This is a genomic window from Bacillus sp. FSL R5-0709 (assembly GCF_038004785.1).
Taxonomy (GTDB): domain Bacteria; phylum Bacillota; class Bacilli; order Bacillales; family Bacillaceae_G; genus Bacillus_A; species Bacillus_A mycoides.
Genome location: NZ_JBBORT010000001.1, coordinates 1,312,896 through 1,337,366, shown reverse-complemented (window position 1 = coordinate 1,337,366; position 24,471 = coordinate 1,312,896). Strand labels below are relative to the sequence as shown.

28 protein-coding genes are annotated in these 24,471 nt (G+C 34.9%); 8 read left to right on the top strand and 20 right to left on the bottom strand.

The features are described 5' to 3' along the window. Positions 1-61 precede the first annotated feature (61 nt). The 4 genes from MKX37_RS06870 to MKX37_RS06855 form a co-directional block, all read right to left on the bottom strand. Positions 62-835 (bottom strand): hypothetical protein, encoded by a 774-nt coding sequence (locus tag MKX37_RS06870; RefSeq protein WP_002166100.1) that lies wholly within the window; start codon positions 833-835, stop codon positions 62-64. Positions 836-859: 24 nt separating this feature from the next. Next, entirely contained in the window at positions 860-1,306 is a 447-nt protein-coding gene (locus MKX37_RS06865) for a flavodoxin (protein ID WP_002086759.1), read from the bottom strand. Beyond that, positions 1,299-1,463, bottom strand: a complete 165-nt coding sequence (locus MKX37_RS06860) for a hypothetical protein (protein WP_002011628.1) — start codon at positions 1,461-1,463, stop codon at positions 1,299-1,301. The genes MKX37_RS06865 and MKX37_RS06860 overlap by 8 nt, the downstream gene beginning before the upstream one ends. Positions 1,464-1,686: 223 nt before the next feature. Further along, positions 1,687-2,865: an amidohydrolase gene (locus MKX37_RS06855; RefSeq protein ID WP_078421972.1), complete on the bottom strand. Its 1,179-nt coding sequence runs from the start codon at positions 2,863-2,865 to the stop codon at positions 1,687-1,689. 359 nt (positions 2,866-3,224) lie between these two features. On the opposite strand from MKX37_RS06855, the gene MKX37_RS06850 reads away from it, so the two are divergent. From MKX37_RS06850 to dltD, 5 genes are all read left to right on the top strand, one after another. Further along, complete coding sequence (locus tag MKX37_RS06850) at positions 3,225-3,371, top strand: teichoic acid D-Ala incorporation-associated protein DltX (RefSeq protein WP_002011626.1); 147 nt, start codon at positions 3,225-3,227, stop codon at positions 3,369-3,371. Between the two features lie 12 nt (positions 3,372-3,383). After that, entirely contained in the window at positions 3,384-4,898 is a 1,515-nt protein-coding gene (gene dltA, locus MKX37_RS06845) for a D-alanine--poly(phosphoribitol) ligase subunit DltA (protein ID WP_078202997.1), read from the top strand. Continuing rightward, positions 4,895-6,061, top strand: coding sequence for a D-alanyl-lipoteichoic acid biosynthesis protein DltB (gene dltB, locus MKX37_RS06840; RefSeq protein ID WP_002193254.1), 1,167 nt, complete (start codon positions 4,895-4,897; stop codon positions 6,059-6,061). The genes dltA and dltB overlap by 4 nt, the downstream gene beginning before the upstream one ends. 70 nt (positions 6,062-6,131) lie before the next feature. Beyond that, positions 6,132-6,371: a D-alanine--poly(phosphoribitol) ligase subunit DltC gene (dltC, locus tag MKX37_RS06835; RefSeq protein ID WP_002011622.1), complete on the top strand. Its 240-nt coding sequence runs from the start codon at positions 6,132-6,134 to the stop codon at positions 6,369-6,371. Continuing rightward, the gene (gene dltD / locus MKX37_RS06830; RefSeq protein ID WP_002126231.1) at positions 6,368-7,543 is read left to right on the top strand and encodes a D-alanyl-lipoteichoic acid biosynthesis protein DltD; all 1,176 of its coding nucleotides are present in this window, start codon (positions 6,368-6,370) and stop codon (positions 7,541-7,543) included. The genes dltC and dltD overlap by 4 nt, the downstream gene beginning before the upstream one ends. Positions 7,544-7,560: 17 nt before the next feature. On the opposite strand, the gene MKX37_RS06825 is transcribed toward dltD, so the two are convergent. Further along, positions 7,561-8,697 carry an NAD(P)H-dependent flavin oxidoreductase gene (locus MKX37_RS06825; RefSeq protein WP_002140949.1) on the bottom strand — a complete coding sequence of 379 codons (1,137 nt, stop codon included), beginning with the start codon at positions 8,695-8,697 and terminating at the stop codon, positions 7,561-7,563. A 73-nt stretch (positions 8,698-8,770) separates the two neighbouring features. Between MKX37_RS06825 and MKX37_RS06820 the strand changes: the two genes are divergently transcribed. Next, on the top strand, positions 8,771-9,691 hold the full coding sequence (locus tag MKX37_RS06820; RefSeq protein ID WP_002126227.1) for a S66 peptidase family protein: 921 nt from the start codon (positions 8,771-8,773) through the stop codon (positions 9,689-9,691). A gap of 27 nt (positions 9,692-9,718) precedes the next feature. On the opposite strand, the gene MKX37_RS06815 is transcribed toward MKX37_RS06820, so the two are convergent. From MKX37_RS06815 to MKX37_RS06805, 3 genes are all read right to left on the bottom strand, one after another. Next, positions 9,719-10,117 carry an SseB family protein gene (locus MKX37_RS06815; RefSeq protein WP_002126226.1) on the bottom strand — a complete coding sequence of 133 codons (399 nt, stop codon included), beginning with the start codon at positions 10,115-10,117 and terminating at the stop codon, positions 9,719-9,721. A gap of 87 nt (positions 10,118-10,204) precedes the next feature. Continuing rightward, the gene (locus MKX37_RS06810) at positions 10,205-10,759 is read right to left on the bottom strand and encodes a cysteine hydrolase family protein (protein ID WP_078421971.1); all 555 of its coding nucleotides are present in this window, start codon (positions 10,757-10,759) and stop codon (positions 10,205-10,207) included. Between the two features lie 13 nt (positions 10,760-10,772). Further along, a complete protein-coding gene (locus tag MKX37_RS06805) occupies positions 10,773-11,186 on the bottom strand; it encodes a carboxymuconolactone decarboxylase family protein (protein WP_170935223.1) in 414 nt (137 codons plus the stop codon). A 123-nt stretch (positions 11,187-11,309) separates the two neighbouring features. Between MKX37_RS06805 and MKX37_RS06800 the strand changes: the two genes are divergently transcribed. Both MKX37_RS06800 and MKX37_RS06795 read left to right on the top strand, forming a co-directional pair. Beyond that, on the top strand, positions 11,310-11,762 hold the full coding sequence (locus MKX37_RS06800) for an Lrp/AsnC family transcriptional regulator (RefSeq protein ID WP_002030598.1): 453 nt from the start codon (positions 11,310-11,312) through the stop codon (positions 11,760-11,762). Positions 11,763-11,862: 100 nt separating this feature from the next. Next, the gene (locus MKX37_RS06795; protein ID WP_000707108.1) at positions 11,863-12,045 is read left to right on the top strand and encodes a DUF3913 family protein; all 183 of its coding nucleotides are present in this window, start codon (positions 11,863-11,865) and stop codon (positions 12,043-12,045) included. A 29-nt stretch (positions 12,046-12,074) separates the two neighbouring features. Here MKX37_RS06795 and MKX37_RS06790 read toward each other — a convergent pair whose 3' ends face one another. The 12 genes from MKX37_RS06790 to MKX37_RS06735 form a co-directional block, all read right to left on the bottom strand. Then, the gene (locus tag MKX37_RS06790; RefSeq protein ID WP_033730617.1) at positions 12,075-13,088 is read right to left on the bottom strand and encodes a CPBP family intramembrane glutamic endopeptidase; all 1,014 of its coding nucleotides are present in this window, start codon (positions 13,086-13,088) and stop codon (positions 12,075-12,077) included. A gap of 312 nt (positions 13,089-13,400) precedes the next feature. Then, positions 13,401-14,177: an ABC transporter permease gene (locus tag MKX37_RS06785; RefSeq protein ID WP_078421970.1), complete on the bottom strand. Its 777-nt coding sequence runs from the start codon at positions 14,175-14,177 to the stop codon at positions 13,401-13,403. Continuing rightward, on the bottom strand, positions 14,177-15,079 hold the full coding sequence (locus tag MKX37_RS06780; protein ID WP_002030591.1) for an ABC transporter ATP-binding protein: 903 nt from the start codon (positions 15,077-15,079) through the stop codon (positions 14,177-14,179). The genes MKX37_RS06785 and MKX37_RS06780 overlap by 1 nt, the downstream gene beginning before the upstream one ends. Before the next feature lie 14 nt (positions 15,080-15,093). Then, complete coding sequence (locus tag MKX37_RS06775; RefSeq protein WP_002126215.1) at positions 15,094-15,885, bottom strand: hypothetical protein; 792 nt, start codon at positions 15,883-15,885, stop codon at positions 15,094-15,096. Next, positions 15,882-16,580, bottom strand: coding sequence for an ABC transporter ATP-binding protein (locus MKX37_RS06770; protein WP_002126214.1), 699 nt, complete (start codon positions 16,578-16,580; stop codon positions 15,882-15,884). Before MKX37_RS06770 ends, MKX37_RS06775 begins: the two co-directional genes overlap by 4 nt. Further along, on the bottom strand, positions 16,577-16,957 hold the full coding sequence (locus MKX37_RS06765; RefSeq protein ID WP_002126211.1) for a GntR family transcriptional regulator: 381 nt from the start codon (positions 16,955-16,957) through the stop codon (positions 16,577-16,579). The genes MKX37_RS06770 and MKX37_RS06765 overlap by 4 nt, the downstream gene beginning before the upstream one ends. 193 nt (positions 16,958-17,150) lie before the next feature. Further along, entirely contained in the window at positions 17,151-18,524 is a 1,374-nt protein-coding gene (locus tag MKX37_RS06760) for a putrescine aminotransferase (protein WP_002168835.1), read from the bottom strand. Beyond that, entirely contained in the window at positions 18,525-20,018 is a 1,494-nt protein-coding gene (locus MKX37_RS06755; protein WP_033730619.1) for an aldehyde dehydrogenase family protein, read from the bottom strand. 269 nt (positions 20,019-20,287) lie between these two features. After that, positions 20,288-22,417 carry a sigma 54-interacting transcriptional regulator gene (locus MKX37_RS06750; protein WP_002186350.1) on the bottom strand — a complete coding sequence of 710 codons (2,130 nt, stop codon included), beginning with the start codon at positions 22,415-22,417 and terminating at the stop codon, positions 20,288-20,290. A 144-nt stretch (positions 22,418-22,561) separates the two neighbouring features. Continuing rightward, entirely contained in the window at positions 22,562-22,810 is a 249-nt protein-coding gene (locus MKX37_RS06745; RefSeq protein WP_002011502.1) for a hypothetical protein, read from the bottom strand. Positions 22,811-22,837: 27 nt separating this feature from the next. Beyond that, positions 22,838-23,128, bottom strand: a complete 291-nt coding sequence (locus MKX37_RS06740; protein WP_000762559.1) for an SAV0927 family protein — start codon at positions 23,126-23,128, stop codon at positions 22,838-22,840. 18 nt (positions 23,129-23,146) lie between these two features. Continuing rightward, the gene (locus tag MKX37_RS06735) at positions 23,147-24,427 is read right to left on the bottom strand and encodes a Glu/Leu/Phe/Val family dehydrogenase (protein WP_002126199.1); all 1,281 of its coding nucleotides are present in this window, start codon (positions 24,425-24,427) and stop codon (positions 23,147-23,149) included. Positions 24,428-24,471 lie beyond the last annotated feature (44 nt).

Here is a 24,471-nt window from a genome sequence, read left to right as displayed (position 1 = left end):
TACGGTAAATGATGAAAAGCTTTTCATGTCAATAACAAAAAAGGATGCAAAATTGCATCCTTTAATGTACTATATTTTTCTTCTGCTTCGCTTCTTTCTTTACTTCTTCCCTTTGGCATTCACTACGAAACGCACAACTCATACACTCAGAACGAAAATGACGCTCTGTATAGTGCTCAGGTTGCTGCAACATTTCTTTCATTCTAAATAAATCATCCATTCCAGTTATAATATCTTCCTGCTTTGGAATGTACTCATACTTAGTTCCTTCTATTAAATTAATAACTTCAATTTTCCCTGGAAGAATACCGAAAGCTTTATAACTGAATACTGTCATTAGCTTCTGACAAAGAGCAAGCATTTCCTCATCCGCATCGATAACATACTTTTTAATTACAAACGATTCAGTACTCCACTCACCAACTTCAAATGTCAATGACATGTGGACACCTAACTCTTCCATATATGTTTGAAACTTCTCATATAAAAATAACGGCGGTGCCTGACTATCATCCCTTTCAACAAACTGTAATAAGTGATCAGTTAGCTTCGCTAAAACAATATAGTACTCCGCCTTTGAAGCAAACATATTAATCCTTACTTTTTTCCAATACTTTTCTATTAATATTAAAAGTACAATTTTCGTTTGTTGGCCCGCAGGTAGCGTGTAATATTCATTAATAATTTGATTCACAATCATTTGCGCTATTTGTTGCCATTCAAATGAAGAAGGTTCTCTTCTTTTTATATGACGGAAATAAAATTTATGCGGACAACGCATAAAATCATACAAATGGTAATCTGTCATCGTTTTGATTGAGATTTTCTCATGCAATTGCTCTTCATCTCCCTTCTGCCATTAAGAAAGGTGTTTTACGAATTCAGCTCCAAACTGTAAACATTTTTCTACATCTTCATCTTCTGGCGTTAATTCTACTTTCAATCCTTCTAACACAACTGCTGCCCCGCGCTCCTGCAGCTTTTCTATTAAAATATCAACCGCTACCCCGTATTTCGGATAAGCCGAATCACAAGAACCGAATGCAGCTGCTTTTTTACCAGTTAAGTTAATAGAATCCATTGCATCATAAAAATCTAAAAAATCATCAGGAAGATCACCATCTCCCCAAGTATAAGCACCTAAAATAATCCCGTCATATTGCTCTAATATAGAAGCTTCTGGTGTATCCATAATATCAATTACTTCAATCTCATTTTCTGTTTCACGAATCGCACCCGCAATATGGTCAGCCATTTCCTCTGTATTTCCACTCATACTTGCAAAAATCATTACTAACTTACTCAACTGAACCTCTCCTTTTACCTTGTATCTCTTTTTCTGTTTGAAGTGTACTCTTCTCATCTACATATTCAGAACGAATTACATTTCGTTGCCATTCAATATGCTTATCAACATCTTTATTTTTTAATCCCCTTCGTAAAAGGTGAAATGTTTTTCTCATTAAGGTTCCTCATCTGTTTCATTGATAATAATTATCAATTTCAATTATACCATTAGATTAATTGAAATTGATTATCAAAGTCAATAACTATTTTTAAAAAAATAGTTAAAATGTACAAGCTTGTCCGTTAGCTATTCATATACTATAAATGAGCATAGTTCTTTCTCAGCCCTCTCTGACGGAAGAAATAAAAGCAACTGCAATAGAGTGCAGTTGCCTTTTTTTATGCTTTATCAGTTTCTAGTAGTCTTATAGTTGTCTCTAAAAATAGTTCCACTCCATTAATTAAAGCCGATTCATCCACATCAAATTTCGGATGATGATGTGGATAACAAGTATCAATATTTTTATTCCCTGTTCCTAATTTAATGAAACAACCAGGTGCTTTTCTTAAATACGCTGAAAAATCTTCTCCTCCCATAGAAGGTTCAAGATGCACAATACGCTGATTTCCGAACAATTTTATCGCACTTTTTTCTACTATTTTCGTAATGTACTCATTATTAACAACTGGATCATATCCGTAACGATACGTATATGTATAATCTCCCCCATGTGCTTCTGTAATTCCTTTTACAATTTGCTCAATTTTCTCTTTTGCTTCCTCTCTTAATGTTTGATTAAAAGATCGAACAGTTCCCATTAAAGCTGCTGTGTTTGGAATGATATTATCGGCCATCCCCCCATGAAATTGTGTAACTGACACTACTCTATGCATAAAAGCACTTGTATTTCTTGATACGATATGTTGTAAATTTGTAATAATTTGTGCTCCGATAGCAATAGGATCTATCGTTTCTTCTGGTCGTGCCGCGTGACCACCCTTTCCTAAAATTTCAATTGTAAATACGTCTGGTGCTGCCATCATAGGGCCATATACAATTCCTATCTTTCCACTTTCTAATCCAGACATAACGTGCAAACCTACTACATAATCGACGCCGTCCATAACACCGGCCTCCACCATTTCTTGTCCACCACCGGGATACACTTCCTCTGCGTGCTGAAAGAACAGACGGATTTCGCCTGCAAAATCTTCCTTCATATTTGCTATCGTCTCTGCTGCACTTAATAAAATAGCTGCGTGAGCATCATGCCCGCATGCATGCATTATTCCTTTATGCACAGACGTATAAGGTTTCCTTGTTTCCTCTTGGATTGGTAAAGCATCTATATCAGCTCGAATCGCAACTACTTTCCCTTGTTGCCTTCCTCTTTTAATTGCTAGCAAACTGTACTGCGTTGGTCTCGTTACTTCAAAAGAAGAAAATGAGCATAATGTTTCATATATAAATTGCGAAGTTTCTTTTTCATGAAACGATAATTCCGGATACTTATGGAAATGCCGTCTCCATTTAATGATATTTTCCTCTGAAATAAAACTCCTCCACTCTCTTTTCATAATAATTACCTCCTTTTAAAAGGCTCTATACCTTGAAAATGTACTAAGTACCCAGTGATTATTAACCCACTCCAATTCAGGAATAACAAAACAAATATTATATTTTCCCGCCTTCTCACAATCCACTTTTATACATTCACACAATCCACTTCCTATTTACATGTCAAACCCATTACAAATTCATGCTGAATGTAATATAATTGCTAAGTTAGGGATTTTCTTTTTTAGTATTTAGTGCTAATATCAGAAAAGAGCCTTTTGACTTATTTTTACCTAAAATGTGGGATTTTGTTTTTTTCACAATAATGTAGGACATGATACCTACAAAGAGCTATTATTTCATTAAGCGAGGGAAAGACATGGAAAGATTAAAAGAGATATGGTCTCAACCACTCACACAATGGGTTGCAAAGACGGTTTATTACCTTGCAATTTTATTTGCATTGCTTTGGTTGTATGGATTCCATGATACAAACACAAGTACATTTATTTACAACGAATTTTAGGGTGGGAACGTTATGAAGTTATTAGAACAAATTGAAAAGTGGGCTGTAGAAACGCCTGATCAAACCGCTTTTGTTTGGCGAGATGCGAAAATTACGTACAAACAATTAAAGGAAGATTCTGATGCGTTAGCACATTGGATTTCTTCTGAGTATCCAGATGATCGTTCACCAATTATGGTTTATGGCCATATGCAACCTGAAATGATTATTAACTTTTTAGGTTGTGTAAAAGCTGGACATGCTTACATTCCTGTAGATTTATCTATCCCAGCTGATCGCGTACAACGTATCGCTGAAAATTCTGGTGCGAAATTACTTTTATCAGGAACTGAAGTAACTGTAACTGATTTACCAGTTCGTATCGTAAGTGAAGACAACTTAAAAGATATTTTCTTTACTCATAAAGGGAACATTCCAAATCCTGAACATGCGGTAAAAGGTGATGAGAACTTCTACATTATTTACACATCAGGAAGTACAGGTAATCCGAAAGGGGTTCAGATTACTTATAACTGTCTTGTTAGCTTTACAAAATGGGCTGTAGAAGATTTCAACTTACAAACAGGGCAAGTATTCTTAAACCAAGCACCTTTCTCATTCGATTTATCTGTAATGGATATTTACCCATCATTAGTAACGGGTGGCACACTATGGGCAATCGATAAAGACATGATTGCACGTCCAAAAGACTTGTTTGCTTCTTTAGAGCAATCGGATATACAAGTATGGACTTCGACACCATCTTTCGCAGAAATGTGTTTAATGGAAGCCTCTTTCTCTGAAAGTATGCTACCAAACATGAAAACATTCTTATTCTGCGGTGAAGTGTTGCCAAATGAAGTAGCTAGAAAATTAATTGAGCGTTTCCCGAAAGCAGCAATTATGAATACGTACGGTCCAACAGAAGCTACTGTTGCTGTAACAGGCATTCACGTTACAGAAGAAGTGCTTAATCAATACAAATCACTTCCAGTTGGCTACTGTAAATCAGACTGTCGCCTTCTTATTATGAAAGAAGATGGTACAATTGCACCTGACGGTGAAAAAGGTGAAATCGTAATTGTCGGTCCAAGCGTAAGCGTTGGCTATTTAGGAAGCCCTGAATTAACAGAAAAAGTATTTACCATGATTGATGGTGAGCGTGCCTATAAAACAGGTGATGCTGGCTATGTAGAAAATGGTCTTCTATTCTATAATGGTCGTCTTGATTTCCAAATTAAGCTTCATGGTTATCGAATGGAATTAGAAGAAATCGAACATCATCTTCGCGCGTGTTCTTACGTAGAAGGTGCAGTTGTTGTTCCAATTAAAAAAGGTGAAAAATATGATTACTTATTAGCGGTTGTTGTTCCTGGAGAGCATTCGTTTGAAAAAGAATTCAAATTAACATCTGCAATCAAAAAAGAACTCAATGAGCGATTACCAAATTACATGATTCCACGTAAATTCATGTATCAATCTTCTATTCCAATGACACCAAATGGAAAGGTAGATCGCAAAAAATTATTGAGTGAGGTTACAGCATGACCGCATATGGATCATTTTATTTTTTCGCTATAGTAGGCATTTTATTAATACCTACTATCATAGCTGGATTAAAAGGTAAAATGTTGCGTAAATATAATGCCGTTTTAACATTAGTAATGCTCGTTATTATCTTCTCTGATAAACCGAAGCAAGCAATCATGTTAGCCGCATTTATTATTTGGCAATATGCCCTTATTAAAGGCTATTTAATGTTAAGAAAACAAAATAATAGTACATTTAGGTTTTATATGGCTGTTATTTTGTCGATTTTACCGCTTGTTTTAGCAAAAATTGCACCGTTTGTACCTGAGCTAAAGTTTGTTGTATTTTTAGGAATGTCCTATGTAACATTTAGAGCAGTACAAATGGTATTTGAAGTTCGTGATAACTTAATTAAAGAACTTTCCTTCTTTAATTTCTGGGAATTCGTTTTATTCTTCCCAGCTATCTCAACGGGACCTATCGATCGTTACCGCAGATTCCAAAAAGATATTCAAAAGCCACCTAGTGTAGAAGAATATCAAAATTTACTATATACAGGGCTAAACCGTATTTTCCAAGGTTTCTTGTATAAATTTATTATTGCTTACTTAATAAAGCAATATTTTATGGATCCGGCATTCGCTCAGCAAGATACAATCCTATCAAATATGATTTACATGTATAGCTATAGCTTATATTTATTCTTTGACTTTGCTGGTTATAGCTCATTTGTAATTGGTGTAAGTTATATGATGGGAATTAAAACTCCAGAAAACTTTAATAAACCATTCATTAGTCGTAACATTAAAGACTTCTGGAACCGCTGGCATATGAGTTTATCATTCTGGTTCCGTGACTTTATTTACATGCGTTTCGTCTTTTTCGCAACGAAGAAAAAGTTAATTAAAAACCGTTACACAATTTCGTATATCGGTGCATTTTTAAACTTTTTCATCATGGGAATATGGCATATTACTGGTGAGCATGTGTATCAATACATTATTTATGGTCTTTATCACGCTGCCTTGTTTATCTTATTCGATATTTTCGAACGAAAAAACAAGAAGCATAAGTTTTGGCCAAACAATAAATTTACACACGTCCTTGCGATTGTAATTACGTTCCACGTTGTATGTTTCGGTTTCCTGATCTTCTCTGGACACCTTAACAGATACTTTTAATGCACCCTTCTTATACTATTAAGAAGTTGCACATATATAATATATTTCGGATATAAAGGAGATTTTAAAAATGGCAGAATTCAAAGAGCAAGTATTAGATATTTTAGAAGAAGTATGTGAAAACGATATTGTGAAAGAAAACTTAGATGTTCAATTATTTGAAGAAGGTATTCTTGATTCTTTCGCTGTAGTATCTTTATTAGTAGAATTCCAAGAGCGTTTAGAGATTGAAGTTTCTATTTCTGATTTTGACCGCGATGAGTGGGCTACACCAAATATGGTTATTAAAAAGTTAGAAGAAATCCGATGAACAAAGTGAAATTTGGTCCGATGCTTTTAGCATTGGCCCTTTTTGCTGTATTCTTACTTATTCCTACGCGCTTCCTACTCCCACTTTTAAGTGATGAGAAAGTAGAACAAGCTGCGACTTCTTTAAAAGAAGAAAAGATTCAAAGTATGATTTTACAGCAAAAGATGTTAGCAGACCCGAAATATCTTCCGATGTACGGTTCATCGGAATTCGCACGTATGGATGCTTTCCATCCATCGAATTATTTCAAAGTAAAGCCTGAAGGATTCACACCATTCCTACTTGGGCGCGGTGGAACACAAGACCTTGTACATGTATTAAACTTCACATCTACAATGGATCAATTGAAAGATAAGAAAATGATATTCGTTCTTTCTCCGCAATGGTTTGTACCACAAGGTATTGATGAGACACACTTTGCACCTAACTTTTCAAAACAACAAGGTTACCACTTCATTTTCAACGATGATTTAAAACCTGAAATGAAAAAACAAATTGCAAAACGCTTATTAAACTTTGAGATTGTTAAAAAAGAAACTTTATTAAAAATTTCGCTTGAAGGTATCGCCTACGATGATACAAAGTATAAAGTAAAAGCACTTGCTGCTAAACCTTTCGCTTATATTTATCGTAACATTCTAGATCGTAAAGATTTATTTACAGTTATGTTTAATATTAAGCCGCATAAAGAACAGCTTGATCCATCATTGAAACAAATGAACTGGGAAGAAGCTCGTAAGCATGCTGATCAAACAGGTGCAGTAGAATCAAGCTCTAACGAATATGGCATCGAAGATGATTACTTCAATAGCAAAATTAAGAAGAAATTAAAACAACGTGAAGGTTACTTAAAAAATGATGCTTATGACCAATCACCAGAATATGAAGATTTACAAATTGTACTTGATTTATTAAAACAATCTGGCGCAAAACCGCTCTTCATTTCTGTTCCTGTAAAAGGTCCTTGGTATGATTACGCTGGCTTCCCGAAAGAAAAACGCGAATTATACTACAATAAAGTTCATGAGCAAATTAAGCAAGCTGGCTATCCAATTGCTGATTTCTCAAATCATGAATATGATAAGTACTTCTTAAAAGATCATATGCACTTAGGTTGGAAAGGCTGGGTTTACATCGACGAAGCTATCCAACAATTTTATAAAGCAAACTAACGAAAAGACCGCTTGAATTATTCAAGTGGTCTTTTTTTATATACATCTTGTAATTGTTCAATTACGTTCTCTGCTTCTTTCATGACACGTTTCACTACGTGCTGAGCTGATTCCGTTCGTGCTAATGATGATGCTTGTCCCGCCCAAAGCGACATATACTCTTCCTTATTTTGCTTCGCTGCTTCTTGACGTATTTTTGAAGTTAATACGTTTTGCACTGGATACATCGGTAAATTCTCTTCTCTTCCTTCATGTTTCTCTATAAATTCATTACGAATACCCCGTGCATATTTCCCGGAAAACGCACGGGTTACCGTTGTACTCGTATCTGTACTATGTAAAATCGCCTCTTTATACACGTCATGCGTAATACTTTCTTCACTCGTTAAAAAGGCTGATCCCATTTGAACAGCTTCTGCCCCTAACGCAAATGCCGCAACAAGCCCTTGCCCATTCATTACACCACCTGCTGCAACAATCGGGATATGAGGTACTTCCGCTACTAATTGCGGGATTAATGCAAATGTACCAATCATCGCATCTTGTTCTTTCCCAATAAACGTTCCTCTATGCCCTCCTGCCTCGCTACCTTGCCCGACAATAATATCTACCCCTAACTTAGCAAGTGCTTTCGCTTCCGCTACATGGGTAGCTGTTCCGATAACTTTTATCCCTTCCTTTTTCAAATCATCTATTTCTTCTTTTTCTAACGTTTGAAATGCAAAACTAACGACTGGTACCTTTTCCTCTAATAATACTTGTAATTGTTCTTTATAGCTTTTTGGAAGTTTTAAAGTCTTTTCTTCCTCTATACCTAATTCTCTATTCACTCCACTAAGTAATACTTTCGCCTCGTTTACCTTCTCTTCTTCTATCTGTATCTCTTTCGTTAAAAGTAAATTAACACCGAAAGGCTTATTTGTTAGTTCCCTTATTTTATAAATCGCTTCACGGATTTGTTCTGGGCTCATATACCCTGCTCCAAGCGTACCTAATCCTCCGCTATTACTCACAGCTGCAACAAGTTCTGACGTTGTAATCGCTCCTGCCATACCTGCTTGAATGATCGGATACTTAATTTGTAATATATCTATTACTCGACTTGTAAACATCATTTTCCCTCCTACTTTCCCTATACCTTCTTTATATGACATGCTTTCCCCTTCTTTTACAAGGATTGAACTTTCGCTCAAGCGAATATATTGAAAGAGAAGGAGGCTGAGAACAATGATTTATCCAAATGCTTTGCAAAAAGGTGATACAGTAATGATTATTGCACCGTCTGGCCCACCAACACTTGAGAATATATTAAAAGGTGTGAACGTATTACAAGAGATGGGATTATCCGTAATAATTGGAAAGAGTGTTTATGAAAAATATGGATATTTAGCTGGAAGTGATCAAGTTCGTCTTGATGATATACATGAAGCATTTACAAATACTGAGGTCAAAGCAGTCTTTTGTGCACGAGGTGGTTACGGCAGCGCTCGTCTCCTCCCTTACATTCAATATGAAATCATTCAACGGAATCCAAAGATTTTTTGGGGATATAGTGATATTACGGCTTTACATACTGCCTTTTCACGTTATGCGGAGCTGGTTACTTTTCATGGTCCAATGATTGAAGAATTAGGAAAAGGTATAGATTCTCTCTCTTTATCTTCTTTCAATCAACTATTCCATCCGTATTCATCTATCTTATATGCATCAGAATGTATCGTACCTACCTCTCCATGTACAGTTACAGGCACATTAGTTGGAGGGAATTTAACTGTGTTAACAAGTATAATTGGCTCGCCCTATGAGATAAATACGTCAAATAAACTTTTATTGCTTGAAGATATTGGTGAAGAACCGTACCGCATTGACCGGATGTTAAATCAACTACTTTTATCTGGACAGTTTAATGAATGCAGCGGCGTTATTTTTACAAGTTGTCACGACTGCAACCCTTCTAAGCCATCTCAATCATTGCAAACAATATTATATGAATATTTCAAGCCATATAATATACCTGTGTTATTCGGTTTACCGATTGGACATATAAGTCCAAATATCGGTATTCCCCTCGGAGCTACAGCAACAATAAATACAACTAACAAAACTGTTTCTATTTCTTCTGGTATAGCCACTCCATGTTCAAATTAAAAAGGAAAAGCTGCTAAGCTTTTCCTTTTACTTATAATAATTAAAGATTCGTCCTGATGCTATCTCTGCAATTTCTTCTGGAATAAATGTTTTACTCATATCTGTTCCAACATTTAATACAGCTGTCGCATCTTTCTCGATGCTACCCAATAATTCTTTTCCACGTATCGTAATAAGGGGTGTACCTTCTGGCAACACATCTTTTACAAATTTCAATTGTGTAAAGAACGGAACGATCCATCTACCCTCTCCTTGGAAATGACGCAAACGAAGTGTTCCTTCCGTTGCCCCGTCTTCTGCTTCAAGTGAACCAGCAACATAAAACTCCGTTGATAAGAGCAATTCATAAAATTCCTTTTGCTTTTGTTTATCATCTCCTGCTAAAACGAGTACTTCTTCTATTTTCTTTACTGGAATTTGCTCCATATGATGCCACCCCTATTTTCAAAATGATTATACTTAGATTATACGAAATATTCTTATTTTTTTCTACATAATTCCACAATTATTTTCTTAAAATAATTTTAAAACACCTTCAGTCGTAACGATTTTGGCAAATTCATCATGTAAGTTTACAAGTGTCATATTGTGAATGTCCTCTGCACTATACTCTGTCCCGTCCAGACCTTTACGATTGAATGTAGCCGTCGCATCGCTCACTAAATACGTTGTAAGCCCTAAATTACCTGCCATCCGTGTTGTAGTCTCCACACAATGATTTGTTGTTAATCCTACAATCACTACCGTATTACAATTTTGTTCTCTTAATTGTTCTTCCAAATTTGTCCCAATGAACGCGCTATTAACGGATTTCTGGATAATTATTTCATCTGGCATTGGTTGCACTTCTTCTTTAAAGTTTACCGTTTCCGCATGTTGATAAAACATCGATTGAACATTTTCTTTATTTACATGTTGAATATGAAAAACTGGTAGTTTTCTTTTTCTCCATTCTTCTAACAAACTTTTCATATTTTCTTCCGCCAAAAGGTTATTCCTCACGCCCCAGTATGGTAAGTTGAATGCTTCCTGTACATCAATGATTATAAATGCTGCTTGATTAAGCATAATATCCTCCTAATTAATTGGGCTGTAATTGAAACAGAAAACCAAGTTGCTGCGAAGCAGTAATAAAACAAATATAGGCACAAAGCTCTACAATTTCTTTTTCAGTCCAATATTGTTTTAATATATGAAACATATTATCATCTATCGCCTTTTGGTCATGAACAAATGCATGCGCAAAAGTAACGGCTACGCTAATTTCTTCTATTTTTTGTATATCATCCGGCTTTCCCTTTGCCATACAGTACGGACATTCATTCCCAAACGCTAATGTTCTTCTTACTTGCTCCTTTAACTCTACGGAAAGGGCCCCTGTACTATACAGTGTATTCTCTAACGTACTCCACGAATTTAATATATCTGGATTATGACCTAATAATTTTTGAAACTTTGTATCTCCTACATTTGATAATGTAATTCTCTCCATCATTTCCCCTCCTATTTCCTTCTTTTTTATTGTAAAATAAATAAAGTTCACTTTACATTTCATATGAATCTTAATTTTAAATTTTTCTTTACAAAAATTATCATTTTACTGGAGGTATATTTACAAATGCAATTAGACCGTGTTGATCGAAAAATTTTAAATGAATTATATAATGATAGCCGCCTTTCGATGCGTGAATTAGCAAAACGAGTAAACTTATCGGCTCCGTCTACTACAGAACGTGTACGTAAACTTGAAAGTGAGGGGATTATTCAAAAATACACAATCGATATCAATTATAAAAAAGCAGGACTTGTTTTAGATTGTATTTTAGAAATCACTTTAAAAAATGGTGATACAACACGTATGCAACAGTTTATTCAGTCTTATCCATCTGCAAGTTTTTGTTACCGAGTAACAGGAAGCTTATGCTACATTGTAAAAATCTCTGTTCCTTCACTCGTTGAACTTGAAGAATTTATCAATGATGTTTCTTCATATGCAACGACAGTTTCTCATATCGTATTATCAGAAGTAGCTCTTACTCCGGACATTGAACATATATTCCCAGAAGTTTAATTCATCTTTATTCACAAAAAGAGTAAAAACCCCTTACATTAAGAATAAAAATGATATATCATGTATTAAAATACATAAAGTTCGAGAAAGGGGCTTTACATTGAAAATCTGGTTTTATGAAAAAACGGCACAATTAGATGACTTGCTTGGTATTTGGGACAATGTTCCGACCATCCCTCGAATTGGTGAAAAAGTTGAACTTCTAAAAACCGTTCGGATCGTTACAGATATTAAATATGTAAAGAACGGTAATAATTTTCGTGTAGAGATTATTACAAATTAAAAAGTAGCTCTTTAGGAGCTACTTTTTAATTATCTATTATGCGCTTTCTTTATAACAATTTTATCTTCTTCTACAGAAACTGTTACATAATCATTTTCTTCTAACCGAAGCTTATTTACAGCTTCATCAGGTAGTTCTACAGCCATCAATCTATCTGTTACTATCACTTGGCTATATATTTCATTTTCTTCTGATGTATTCACTACTTTTTCTTCATTTATGAAACGAATCGGTGGCACACCAACTTCTTTTACTGTACGCCATTGGTTCCAAGTAAAAGGAATGAACCATAATAAACCGATAATCACAAGACCAATGCCGATCCATAAATTACTTTGTGCTTGTAATTCAGTAATCGAGATTGCGTCACTTCCATCTCCACCTACAAATTGCATACTCGTTGCAATCAAATTATTTAGAGCATGCACAGCAATATTCGTCCATATATTTTTTGTCTTTATGTATAGAAGGCACATAATAACACCGAACATGAAAGCACCGATAACATCAAAATGTCCTAGTCCAAAAATAAGAGAGGATATAATAACCGCTCGTTTAATCCCCCATTTGTAAGCCATTCGCTGTAAGAAAAACCCTCTAAAAATAACCTCTTCCATTATTGGGGCTAATACACATGCTGAAATGAAAGTAAATATCGTCATGTATATGTTACTCGTATTAATTACATTTCCATCTTCTAACATGGTAACTAAGAAATTAGGTAAAGTATGTGCTAAAATATAAAATTGAATTTGGGATATACCGACTGCAAAAATCATTCCCATGATCGTTGCTAATACAATTAACCCCCAATGTAAACGTCCAGGCTTATCAAAAAAACTTTTAAAAACAACATTATTTTTACTTGTTTTTAAATATAGCCACAATAGTGGAAATGCAAAAAATATTGATATTTGTGACAGCAACTCTATCGTATTGTCAGAAGCACCTGATAAATTTAATGGAATCATCGTCAGGAACATCCCTATAATCGTCCATCCAAAAAAACTACGTAGCCTTATACGTGAAAATGCATGTTGCATATTGAACACCTCCAGAGATGATATAAAGTGAAACTTTAATCAGTATTTTATGGGTAGCCCTTCTCCACAAATGGCCGGATAACTAAATTATAATATGAATATAGTTGAAAATCTTCCTATTTTTCTCACTTTATTCCGAATAATATACGTATTAAATTACATAATAACAATCCTATTTGATATACCATATCAATGTTCTTCAACTTAGTTACAATTATGTTCCTAAGTAAATATGTATCTGCCACACTTAAAAGCTACATAAATCAAAAAAGCTGGTTAATAAAAATCCCCGTTAACACGGGGATTTTTCTACTATAATACGTCACGTTTTTGGAATAATACACTTGATGCTACAAGTAATACAGCAAAATATGCAACTACAAGTAATAATGAAGTTGTACACGTAAATTCTGTAAATGCTGGTTCTACTCCGCCGCTTACTAATTTATTACTGTCGTAAACACTTAAATTTAAATGGAAAAACACCACAAATTTCGCTACACCTTTTGCAAACATCATAAGCACCATTGTAATTGCACTTTGTAAGAAGAATAAGAACAACGAAATAATTAATGGTAATACAGAATTTCTAAATACATTAGCTAAGCAAAATGAAAGAGTTGCAAAGAAGAACGGTGAAAGTACTTGATATAAAATGGACTTCATTACGATTCCTAACGTTACTCCTGTTTTACTACCATCCATTACAATCCCGCCAATAATCATTGCGATTAACGTGCTAGCAAATATGATAAATAATATAGTAAGTAACACTGTAATATATTTAGAGAACAAAACTGTAATTCGTTTTCTCGGACGGATTAATAGCTGCTTAATTGTACCTTTTTGGAACTCATCAGTAATTGTACGAGACGCAATCGTAATTCCAAAAATTGTTGCAAATAAGGTAATTAAACCAATCTCTGAACTTACAAAATCTAAATATGATCCTTTAAACTCATTTCCTCCTCCCCATTTCAGCATCGCTAAAACTCCCAAAATCTCCAATGCTGCAATTACACCTATTAAAATGTACATACCTTTTTTCGCATGTAACTTTAAAAATTCATTTTGAATTAATTTAAACATTACGCTTTCACTCCCCCTGTAATCGCTAAGAACTCATCCTCTAACGTTTTATTTTGAACAGTAACACCGTATACGAGTACATCAGCATTCACTAACTGTTTTACAATTTGCGGAATCTCTTCTTTCATTACAGATGCCACAGCTACATTTCCTTGTACTTTACCTTTAATAATTTCGTTCGCTTTTTGAACTTGATCTACTTCAAATGCAACTACAACTGTTTCATCATGCTTCGCTTGTTCATGTAAGTTATACTCTTGTACAAACTCACCTTGCTTTATAATAACTACGCGATCACACATCAATTCAATTTCACTTAATAAATGACTTGATACAATGACTGCAATATTTTCTTCTTTCGCTAATCGTTGTAAATAATCACGAATTTGGCGAATACCAGCTGGATCTAATCCATTTGTCGGTTCATCTAAAATTAAGATTTTCGGCTGATGAAGTAACGCCTGCGCAATTCCTAAACGCTGTTTCATACCAAGTGAGTATGTTTTCACCTTTTTATGAATCGCATGCTCTAATTCAACAAGCTTTACAATTTCAGCGATGCGCTCTTTACTAATTGGGGTAATCGCCATGTTCGCAAAATGCTTTAAATTTTGCATTCCAGTCATATAATCATATAGCTCGGGATTTTCTACAATCGCTCCAATTTGCTCTAGCGCCTTTTCACGCTCTGTGCGAATACTATGACCACAAATTGTAATATCGCCTTCTGTCATAGAAATAAGACCTGTCATCATACGAATTGTCGTCGTCTTACCGCTACCGTTCGGTCCAAGAAACCCGTACACTTCCCCTTCACGAACTTCAAATGATAAACCGCGGATAATTTCTGTTCTACCGATTTTTTTTCGGACATTTTCTAATTTCACTACTACATTTCCCAATGATGATTCCTCCTTTAAACTTCTAGTTTTTTGTCGATGATGCGCCCTGTAACTACTAATAATATAATTGTTAATAAACAGTTAAAACATAGATTTAAAACTGTAATATCTGTACCAGAATAAAATGATGTATTTAAAAAGCCGTTTTGATCTATAAATCCAATATTATTTATGGCAAACACATACTTTTCTATTTGCTGAAAGATATATGTTATTCCCCCATTAAATGCGATAAAAACAACGAATAAGATTACGCAAACAATCTTACTCATCGATGATTTCACATTGAATAGCTTCGTAATTACTATAATTAAATAAATAGAAACTAGCATATTAACAAAATCTAGTCCCCATAAGAAAATAGATAACATATGATGTAATATTCCATAATCATATAAACTGTGGATTGCTTGCTGAACACCTAAATCTGTTTTTCCATTGTAAATATTTAAAGAAAAATAGTATAGAAAAATGATTCCTATTCCTAGCAAAATCATAAAGAGTAGTACACAAAATAAAACATTTGCACATATATACTTTTGTGCTGAAATAGAAGTACAACGTAGCATAGAGTTTTTTAGCATTTTTCGAAAAGACGATATACCTGTTAGAAGAATTGCGAATCCATTTATACCTAGTACGATAAAAAATATAATAATGATTATATCTTGCCTACCTGAAATTCTAGCTCCTGAAACTCCTTTCATATTAAATAAAAGAATTAATGAAACTGTAATAAATCCGAAGTAAATAATGGCTATTTTTCTCTTATTACAATTATACAGATAAAGAAAAAGCTGACTCATTTCTCATAGGCCTCCTTAAACAGCTCATGTACTGCTTTCCCCTTTTGAAATCTTAGTTCTTCCACATTTTCATGCAATATTATTTCTCCATCTTTCAAAAAGATTACTTCATCAAATATATTTTCGATTTCTCTTATTAAATGAGTTGATATAAGCAGCGTACAATCTTCACGATAAAATTTAAGGATTAGCTCAAGTACATGCTCCCTAGAAACGAGATCAATCCCGCCAAGCGGTTCATCCAGTACGTATAACTTCGCTTTTCGAGAAAATGTTAAAATGATTTGCAGCTTCTCAATCATCCCTTTTGACAATGCTTTAATTTTTTCTTCTAACGGTATTTTAAATTCCGTAATCGTATCTACCGCTTTTTGAATATCGAAGTCTTTATAAAAATCTCGATAGAAAAATAAAGAATCTTTTACCGTCATCCAATCATCAAAGACTGGCTTATCAGACATAAATGAAACGATTTCTTTCGTCTCTAATCCTACCTTTTTACCATCTATTGTAATACTACCTTCAGAAGGGTGCTGCAAGCCTGCAATCATTTTCAATAACGTCGTTTTCCCGCTCCCGTTATCTCCAACAAGCCCAACGATTTTCCCTTCTGTAATCTCTATGTTTAACTCACGGATCACTGCTTTTAATCCGTACCGCTTCCATAGATTTTCTATTTTTAATAACTCTGTCATTCGCTCTCCTCCCTTTTCTCATGTAATGAAGAACGAAGGATTGTAAGAATTTCTTCTTCTGAAAAACCTAAATTGTCCATTCCATTTATGAAAGAATGAAGTAATTCTTTCGCCATATCTTTTCGCAGCTCCATAATTTTCTCCCCTTCATTCGTTACATATCGCCCCATTCCTCTACGTGTTACAACAACTCCATCCCGTTCTAGTTCTTGAAATGTGCGTTGAATCGTATTTGGATTTACTTGTAAATCACTCGCTAATTCACGTACGGAGGGAATTTTATCACCAGGCAATAAATGTCCTGTTACAATTTCCTTTTTTATGTATTCCATTACTTGAATGTAAATTGGTGTGTTTGGAGAAAACTCGATTTTCATTTCTCCCCTCCTGTCTTAGTGTGTTAGTTAAATAGTACACTAAGACGAATTATATGTAAATACTTACAACAAAAAATGTAATAAAAAGGCAGTGTAACTTTTCGTTACACTGCCTTCCTGTAATAACATACAGGTAAATCTATTCTAATTTTAGTTTCAATCGTTTGAATTCACATATAACCTTATACAAAATTTATTTTACTTTTACTTGATTTAGCACAGATTTAAACGTATTAATAACTGTATCTACTTCTTCATAACTAATTGTAAGGGATGGTTCAATACGAATTGTTTTTGAGTTAATTAATGTTCCCGCAACAAGAATTCCTTGATCAAACATCGCCTTTGACACTTCATAACCAATCTCGTCTTTATGGAATTCAATCCCAATCATTAAACCTTGACCACGAATTTCAAAGATTTTATCTTCGTGTCCTTCTGCAGCTTGTTTCAATCCATTTAAGAAATACTCCCCAACTTCCATAGCTCGTTCCGGTAATTTCTCTTCCAATAAAACATGGATTGTTGCAATTGCAGCAGCACATGCAAGTGGATTTCCTCCAAATGTTGTTGTGTGCATAAATGGATTTTCAAACCAACTTTTGAATACTGTTTCTTTCGCAACAATAGCTCCCGCTGGCATTACACCTCCACCAAACGCCTTCGCAAGACAAATAATATCCGGCACGACATCATATAATTCTGCAGCAAACATTTTTCCTGTACGTCCCATTCCAGTTTGTACTTCATCAAAGATAAGGAGTGATCCAAACTCATCACAAAGCTCTCGTACTTGTTTCAAATAATTTTCTGGAGGTAAAATAATACCGCCCTCTCCTTGAATTGGTTCTAAAATAACTGCTGCAACATCTTCTCCCACTAATGCACATGTCTCAAATGTTTTTCTCATCATATCAATATCGCCAAACGGAACATGACGGAAACCCGGAATTAATGGTAAAAATGGCTTACGGAACATTCCTTTTGCCGTCCCAGATAAAGCACCAAGGCTCTTACCATGGAAAGCACGCGTTGTAGCAATGAACGTTGTTCGTTCACTATACATTTTTGCTAGTTTTAGTGCTGCCTCCACACTTTCTGTACCACTGTTTGTAAAGAAGGCGTATTTCAAATCACCAGGTGTAATATCCGCTAAAATCTTTGCAAGCATTGCTCGAAGTGGATCCAGTAAATCCTGACTGTGCAATGCTTGACGTTTTAATTGATCTGTCACAGCTTTTACCACTTTCGGATTACGGTGACCAACATTATAAATTCCAAATCCACCTAAACAATCAATATATCTTTTACCGTTAATATCCATGAAACAAGATCCTTCATCTGACCACTCTACTGCTGCAAATTGTCCATCTTTTGTTACTGTTTTTCTATAAGCAAGAAAACCAGGGTTTACATGCTCTCTAAATCCATCTACTGTTTCTTTTTGAATCCAGTTTGCCTCTTCTTCAGTAACCTTTTCTTTTTCAATTAACTGTAGTACTTTCGTAATATACTCATTTACATTTGATTCTTTCTCATTCAATTTATTTTTCACGTTCGTTTCCATCTAATTCACCTCTACATTTTTTTTATTTGCAAACCAACCAATAGGTTCTACTTCTAGATTTATATTAATCTGCTTAATTTCTTGAAATTCTTCTAAACCAAACGTTCCTAGACTACGACCTATACCACTCTGCTTATATCCGCCCCAAGGCGCCTCATTGTATGTTGGGTGATAGCTATTAATCCACGTAATTCCTGCGCGAAGTTTGCGAATCACACGCATTGCTTTTGCACCATCGACTGTAAATACTCCTCCAGCCAAACCATAGTCTGTACCGTTTGCCAACTCAATTGCTTCCTGTTCGTCTTTAAACTTTTGAATTACTACAACAGGACCGAAGATTTCTTCCTGGACAATACGCATATCAGGTTTTACATTGACAAAGACTGTTGGTTCAATAAAGAAACCATCACCTTTTCCATCCTCCATTATTCGTCTACCTCCGCAAGCAACGTTTGCACCTTCGTCTTTCCCAATTTCAATATAACGTAATACTTTTTCCATATGTTCTTGACTTACAAGTGGCCCCATTTCTGATTCTGGATTATCACCAGGCCCAACGTTAATTTGCTGTGCTCGCTCTACAAAACTATTAACAAATTTATCATAAATCTTTTCTTCTACAAGGATTCTTGATCCTGCTGAACATACTTGTCCGCTACCTGCATAAATACCGAATAGAGCATAATCAATAGCGGTCTCAAAATCTGCATCTGCAAAAATAATATTTGGAGATTTCCCTCCAAGTTCTAACGAAATCTTTTTCATATTATCAGCCGCTGTTCTCATAATGTGCTTACCTGTTTTTGTTCCACCTGTAAAGGAAATCATATCCACTTTATTACTCGCTGCAATTTCATTTCCTACTATTGGACCAGCCCCCATTACCATATTGGCAACACCTTTTGGTAGCCCTACTTTTTCAAGGATTTCGAATAGCTTTGTTGCAGTGATTGGTGTCACTTCAGAAGGTTTAAACACAATTGTATTTCCAGCTGCTAAAGCAGGTGCAATTTTCCATACACTCATCAATAGCGGATAATTCCATGGAACAATTAATCCACAAACACCAACTGGCTCTCTTACAACCATCGCTTGCATCGGATCGGCTACATGATATGTTTGACCATCTGGCTTTGTAATCAATCCGGCATAATAGCGAAAACAAGCCGCTGCATCTCCAATATCTCCTTCTGCCTCACGGTACATTTTTCCATTATCCATTGTTTCAAGGTACACTAATTCTTCCATATTTTTATCAATTTCATCTGCTATTTTAAATAAATATGATGCCCTTTCAGCAGTGGATGTTGCTGACCAAATTCCGCTATCGAAAGCCGTTCTTGCCACTTCTATCGCGTATTTTGCATCCTCAATCGTTCCCTCAGGTGCATATGCTATACCCTTGCCATTCGCAGGGTTAATAATCGTTCTTTTCTCTTGATTACTAGACTCTCTCCATTCACCGTTTACATACATTTTTAAATCTAGCACTATATTGAATCCCCCTTCATCGATCGTTTATATATTTATAAGCAATTTTCATGCCAATCTTTAAAATCCAAAGGAATCATACATAAACTGACTATTTTCTTAAAAACAATAAACAATTTATGCACTCTCGCATACACTATTCCATTTTGCATAAAACGGAATGTTAATCATTTCTGCTACCGCCTTCACCACTCGGGACTTGACTCCTAGAGAATATGCACATGCTGAGCGCACACAAAAAGGAGAAGTCTATGTGACCTTCTCCTTTTTTAGGAATAAGAGATGATATCAGCCGCTATCCCTTTTTCACTAACAATTTTTTGATATTTACGACTCACTGAAGATTGGCTGATTCCAAGAGCTTTTGCAGCCTTAGTCGTTGTTTTATACTGCTTCATTGCAAGTAAAATCAATTGTTCTTCTACAGAATGTAGCGCTTCTTGTAATGGTAATACTCTTGTAATAACTGGTTTTGATTTTTTAAAGTCATAACCAGTTGTTAAAAACTTACTAACAAACTCCGCTTCAATTACTGGATCGTCTGCTGATACTACTAAACGTTCAATCATATTTTGTAATTCACGTACATTTCCTGGCCATGAGTAAAACTCTAGTAAGCTAAGCGCATCTGGAGTTAAATGATAATTTTTATTATATTTTTCATTTAACTGTTGCAAGAAATGAAAGGCAAGTACCGGAACATCTTCCATTCGCTCTCGTAGAGGAGGCACTCGCAACGGAATTACATTTAGCCGATAAAACAAATCTTCACGGAATGTTCCAGATTCCACCATCTTTTCAAGACTCTTATTTGTAGCAGCAATAATTTGTACATTTATTTTCGTAGGGATTGTACTTCCAATAGGAATTACTTCTTGTTCCTGTAGGACTCTAAGCAATTTCACTTGCAAATGTAAAGGCATTTCTCCAATTTCATCTAAAAATAAAATACCTTGATCCGCCCGCTTAAAATATCCTTCTTTTCCATTTTTATCGGCTCCTGTAAAAGCACCTTTCGTATAACCAAATAGTTCACTTTCTAACAAAGTTTCTGGAATTGCACCACAATTTAATTTTAAAAATGGCTTTGAAGATCGGTTTCCAAGTTGATGAATTGCCTGAGCAATTACTTCTTTTCCGACGCCAGATTCTCCAGAAATAAGAACATTGGAAGAAAAATCTGCTATTTTTTTAGCTTGGTTAATAATTTGCTCCATTTTCGGACTACAGTAAATAAGCTTCTTAAGAAAACGATCTTTATTTTTAAAGTCATCTAACTCCTTCTTATATTGCTCTGATATCTTCTTTATTTCATGTAATTCCGTCTTCAATCTCGTTGCTTCGGTAATATCCCTGGAGGCAATAATAATACGATGAAGCTCTCCGTTTTCATTAAATACAGGGTTTCCAACTGCTAATATTTTTCTTCCGCTTTTTGTTTCTTGTACAACTGATACCTTTTTTTGTTTTTCCAACACTAATCGCGTAACCGATGGACTAAATAATCCTTTCTTTTCTAGGTCTAAAAGATTTTTTCCTAACAAGTCCTTCAAATTACTCCCCCAAAAATCATTGATAACAGTTTCACTATAACGAATTAATTCCCCTTTATGATTAACAACTAATATTTCATCATAAATGCTAGACAAAATTGCATGTAAATCTTTATTTAAATCCTTTATATATTCAATTTCCATCGCCATGTCCTCGACCATCGGCAAATCTTGCACAATAATAACCATTCCTTCAATACTTTGATCAAAGTTTGGAATCGGACTATAGTCAACTAATACACCCATCTCATTTGTGATTTGTAATTGATTCAAAATCGTTTTTCCCTTTGTAAATACGTTATTAATGTGTTCTCCATTAAAAATCAGTTCTGCTGGTACATTCATAACTTTTTCAGGAGTCGATTTAATCATCTTCAAACCAGATTCATTACAATTTACAATTTTCTTTTCTCGATCTACTACAAAAATCCCCATTGGAATAGACGTTAAAATAATTTTCAATATATCAACACTCTGATTTTCTTGTTTAAATAGTTCTGCAAAAACATCCTCTCTTCTTATATATCCTGTTAGCTCATCCACTTCATTTTTTACTATGGCAATCGGCGCTCCAATAATTTGAAAAAGAGCTGTTAAAGAAATATCTTTACTAAGATGACATATTGTATCTAGTGAAACAGCATTTGAAAGTAATAGCTTAGAAGTTAATTCCTTACTATTTGATAGCAGATCCTTCACATGAACGTATGCAAATAATTTCTCTCCTCTTTTTAAAAATAGAAACGATTCTTTTATATTTTTAACATCTATATGCCATTCCTTTTCAGATTGATCGATAGGTAGAGAAACTATGGGTCTAATTTTTGTATGAGCGATGGAAAACATTCTGCTATTCCTCCTTTGAACTATTTAATTTGTATTGTATCATTAAATACAGATTTTTTTAATTAATCTGAAAATAAAACATTTCTTTCTTTATTTAATAAAAAAAGGAAGATGAGTGCCTCCATCTTCCTCATAGTTCTATCATTAATCACTACCACTAACGAAAAGATCTTCTTGAATATAAGCTAATACCATACCTGGAATTACTTTATCTCCCGCTTCTACTTCTAAAGATTGAACTTCTCCACTACATCCCATCTTAATTACTTCCAGTTTACCATTCATATCTTTAATAGCGAATAATGGCTCCCATTCATAAATTCGAGAATCCTTATCGATAGACACTTTTTCAATTATTCCATAACACGGACTCGTAATAATATCATAATACATAATCAATCATCCCTTTCTTTTATTCTATTAATATTGTTCTTCTAACCTTTGTGACTGAAGAATCATATAGAAAAAGCTTTGAAACTCTTCTATATCTTCTACCTCAATTCCTAGCCTTGTTGCCCAATATTGTTCCTCTCCAATATCTTCTTGGCTTAATAAAACCATTCTCCCATTTTGAATTGAGGTAACCATTGCTTTTCCAAGAAACTGTTGCGAATACGTAACAGCTATATCGTAACGATGACTATTCGACACAATACAGTAATAACCGATTTGTTGTCTCTCCACTTCTTCTAATAAAATATCCAGTTTCATTTTAGCCCTCCCTTTAGGTTAAAAATGCAACCAACCTCTTAGGCGCGATGCTTCTACAATCTTGCGAACCCCTTCCATATAGGCAGCAATTTTCATATTTACTCCAAAGCGTTTAGAAGTATCAAGTACGTTAGAAAAACTAGATGTAATTTTCTCCTTTAAACATTGATCAACATATTGCTCCGTCCAGTAATATCCTTGGTTATTTTGACACCATTCAAAATATGAAACAATCACGCCACCAGAGTTTGCTAAAATATCTGGAACAACCAAAATTCCCTTTTCTTCTAACATGGTTATCGCCTCTTTTGTTGTTGGTCCATTTGCAGCCTCAATGATAATCTTACATCCAAGCTTTCCTGCATTATGTTTTGTAATGACTCCTCCAATTGCCGCCGGAATGAGTACATCACATTCTTTTTCTAACAACTCCTGATTAGAAATTGTTTTACTAAAGAGATTCGATACTACACCGAAAGAATCTCTGTTTTCTAGTAAATAAGGAACATCTAGACCGTCTGGATTATAAATTCCTCCTATAGCATCTGATACCCCGACTACTTTCACACCAATATCATATAAATATTTTGCCAAATAACCTCCAACATTCCCAAACCCTTGAATAATAACTCGCATATTTTGTAGCGGAATTTGTTTTAACTCACTTACTAACTGAAGTGTATACAATACACCTTTAGACGTTGCTGTTTCCCGCCCTTGTGATCCTCCTAGCATTAATGGCTTCCCGGTTATAAAGCCTGGAGAGTCAAACTCCCTGATATGGTCATATTCATCTAGCATCCAAGCCATAATTTGCGCATTTGTATACATATCAGGTGCTGGAATATCTTTCGTCGGCCCCACAATTTGACTTACTGCTCTTACATACCCACGACTCAGTAACTCTAGTTCTCTAAAACTCAACTCCTGTGGATTACAAATAATCCCGCCCTTTGCGCCTCCATATGGCAGTCCTGTCACTCCACATTTCAAGCTCATCCAGCCAGCAAGTGCTTTTACTTCTTCTGCCGTAACATCTGGATGAAATCTAATACCACCTTTTGTTGGCCCTGCTGCGTCGTTATGCTGAGCACGATACCCTTGAAATACCTTTGTTGTTCCATCATCCATTCGAACAGGAATGCTTACTTCTAAAAAACGCATTGGTTTTTTCAGAAATTCGAATACTTCGTCTGGATAACTTAAAAAATGAAGCGCCTCTTTTAATATAGCTTGAAATTCCTCTAAAGGATTTTCAACTTCAACTGTATTTGTATGTTTTTCTGATTGAATCGGCACGATAACACCCCTCTTTATACTTTTACTAATTGTACAAAGCAATA

Coding starts and splice junctions, on each gene's coding strand:
- MKX37_RS06805 (WP_170935223.1), bottom strand. CDS start 11,186: ATGATGGAGAGAATTACATTATCAAATGTAGGAGATACAAAGTTTCAA.
- MKX37_RS06775 (WP_002126215.1), bottom strand. CDS start 15,885: ATGAGTCAGCTTTTTCTTTATCTGTATAATTGTAATAAGAGAAAAATA.
- MKX37_RS06820 (WP_002126227.1), top strand. CDS start 8,771: ATGATTTATCCAAATGCTTTGCAAAAAGGTGATACAGTAATGATTATT.
- dltB (WP_002193254.1), top strand. CDS start 4,895: ATGACCGCATATGGATCATTTTATTTTTTCGCTATAGTAGGCATTTTA.
- MKX37_RS06790 (WP_033730617.1), bottom strand. CDS start 13,088: ATGCAACATGCATTTTCACGTATAAGGCTACGTAGTTTTTTTGGATGG.
- MKX37_RS06785 (WP_078421970.1), bottom strand. CDS start 14,177: ATGTTTAAATTAATTCAAAATGAATTTTTAAAGTTACATGCGAAAAAA.
- dltC (WP_002011622.1), top strand. CDS start 6,132: ATGGCAGAATTCAAAGAGCAAGTATTAGATATTTTAGAAGAAGTATGT.
- MKX37_RS06810 (WP_078421971.1), bottom strand. CDS start 10,759: ATGCTTAATCAAGCAGCATTTATAATCATTGATGTACAGGAAGCATTC.
- MKX37_RS06825 (WP_002140949.1), bottom strand. CDS start 8,697: ATGTCATATAAAGAAGGTATAGGGAAAGTAGGAGGGAAAATGATGTTT.
- MKX37_RS06815 (WP_002126226.1), bottom strand. CDS start 10,117: ATGGAGCAAATTCCAGTAAAGAAAATAGAAGAAGTACTCGTTTTAGCA.
- MKX37_RS06800 (WP_002030598.1), top strand. CDS start 11,310: ATGCAATTAGACCGTGTTGATCGAAAAATTTTAAATGAATTATATAAT.
- MKX37_RS06740 (WP_000762559.1), bottom strand. CDS start 23,128: ATGAAACTGGATATTTTATTAGAAGAAGTGGAGAGACAACAAATCGGT.
- dltA (WP_078202997.1), top strand. CDS start 3,384: ATGAAGTTATTAGAACAAATTGAAAAGTGGGCTGTAGAAACGCCTGAT.
- MKX37_RS06765 (WP_002126211.1), bottom strand. CDS start 16,957: ATGAAAATCGAGTTTTCTCCAAACACACCAATTTACATTCAAGTAATG.
- MKX37_RS06745 (WP_002011502.1), bottom strand. CDS start 22,810: ATGTATTATGATATTATTACGAGTCCGTGTTATGGAATAATTGAAAAA.
- MKX37_RS06770 (WP_002126214.1), bottom strand. CDS start 16,580: ATGACAGAGTTATTAAAAATAGAAAATCTATGGAAGCGGTACGGATTA.
- MKX37_RS06750 (WP_002186350.1), bottom strand. CDS start 22,417: ATGTTTTCCATCGCTCATACAAAAATTAGACCCATAGTTTCTCTACCT.
- dltD (WP_002126231.1), top strand. CDS start 6,368: ATGAACAAAGTGAAATTTGGTCCGATGCTTTTAGCATTGGCCCTTTTT.
- MKX37_RS06860 (WP_002011628.1), bottom strand. CDS start 1,463: ATGAGAAAAACATTTCACCTTTTACGAAGGGGATTAAAAAATAAAGAT.
- MKX37_RS06760 (WP_002168835.1), bottom strand. CDS start 18,524: ATGGAAACGAACGTGAAAAATAAATTGAATGAGAAAGAATCAAATGTA.
- MKX37_RS06850 (WP_002011626.1), top strand. CDS start 3,225: ATGGAAAGATTAAAAGAGATATGGTCTCAACCACTCACACAATGGGTT.
- MKX37_RS06855 (WP_078421972.1), bottom strand. CDS start 2,865: ATGAAAAGAGAGTGGAGGAGTTTTATTTCAGAGGAAAATATCATTAAA.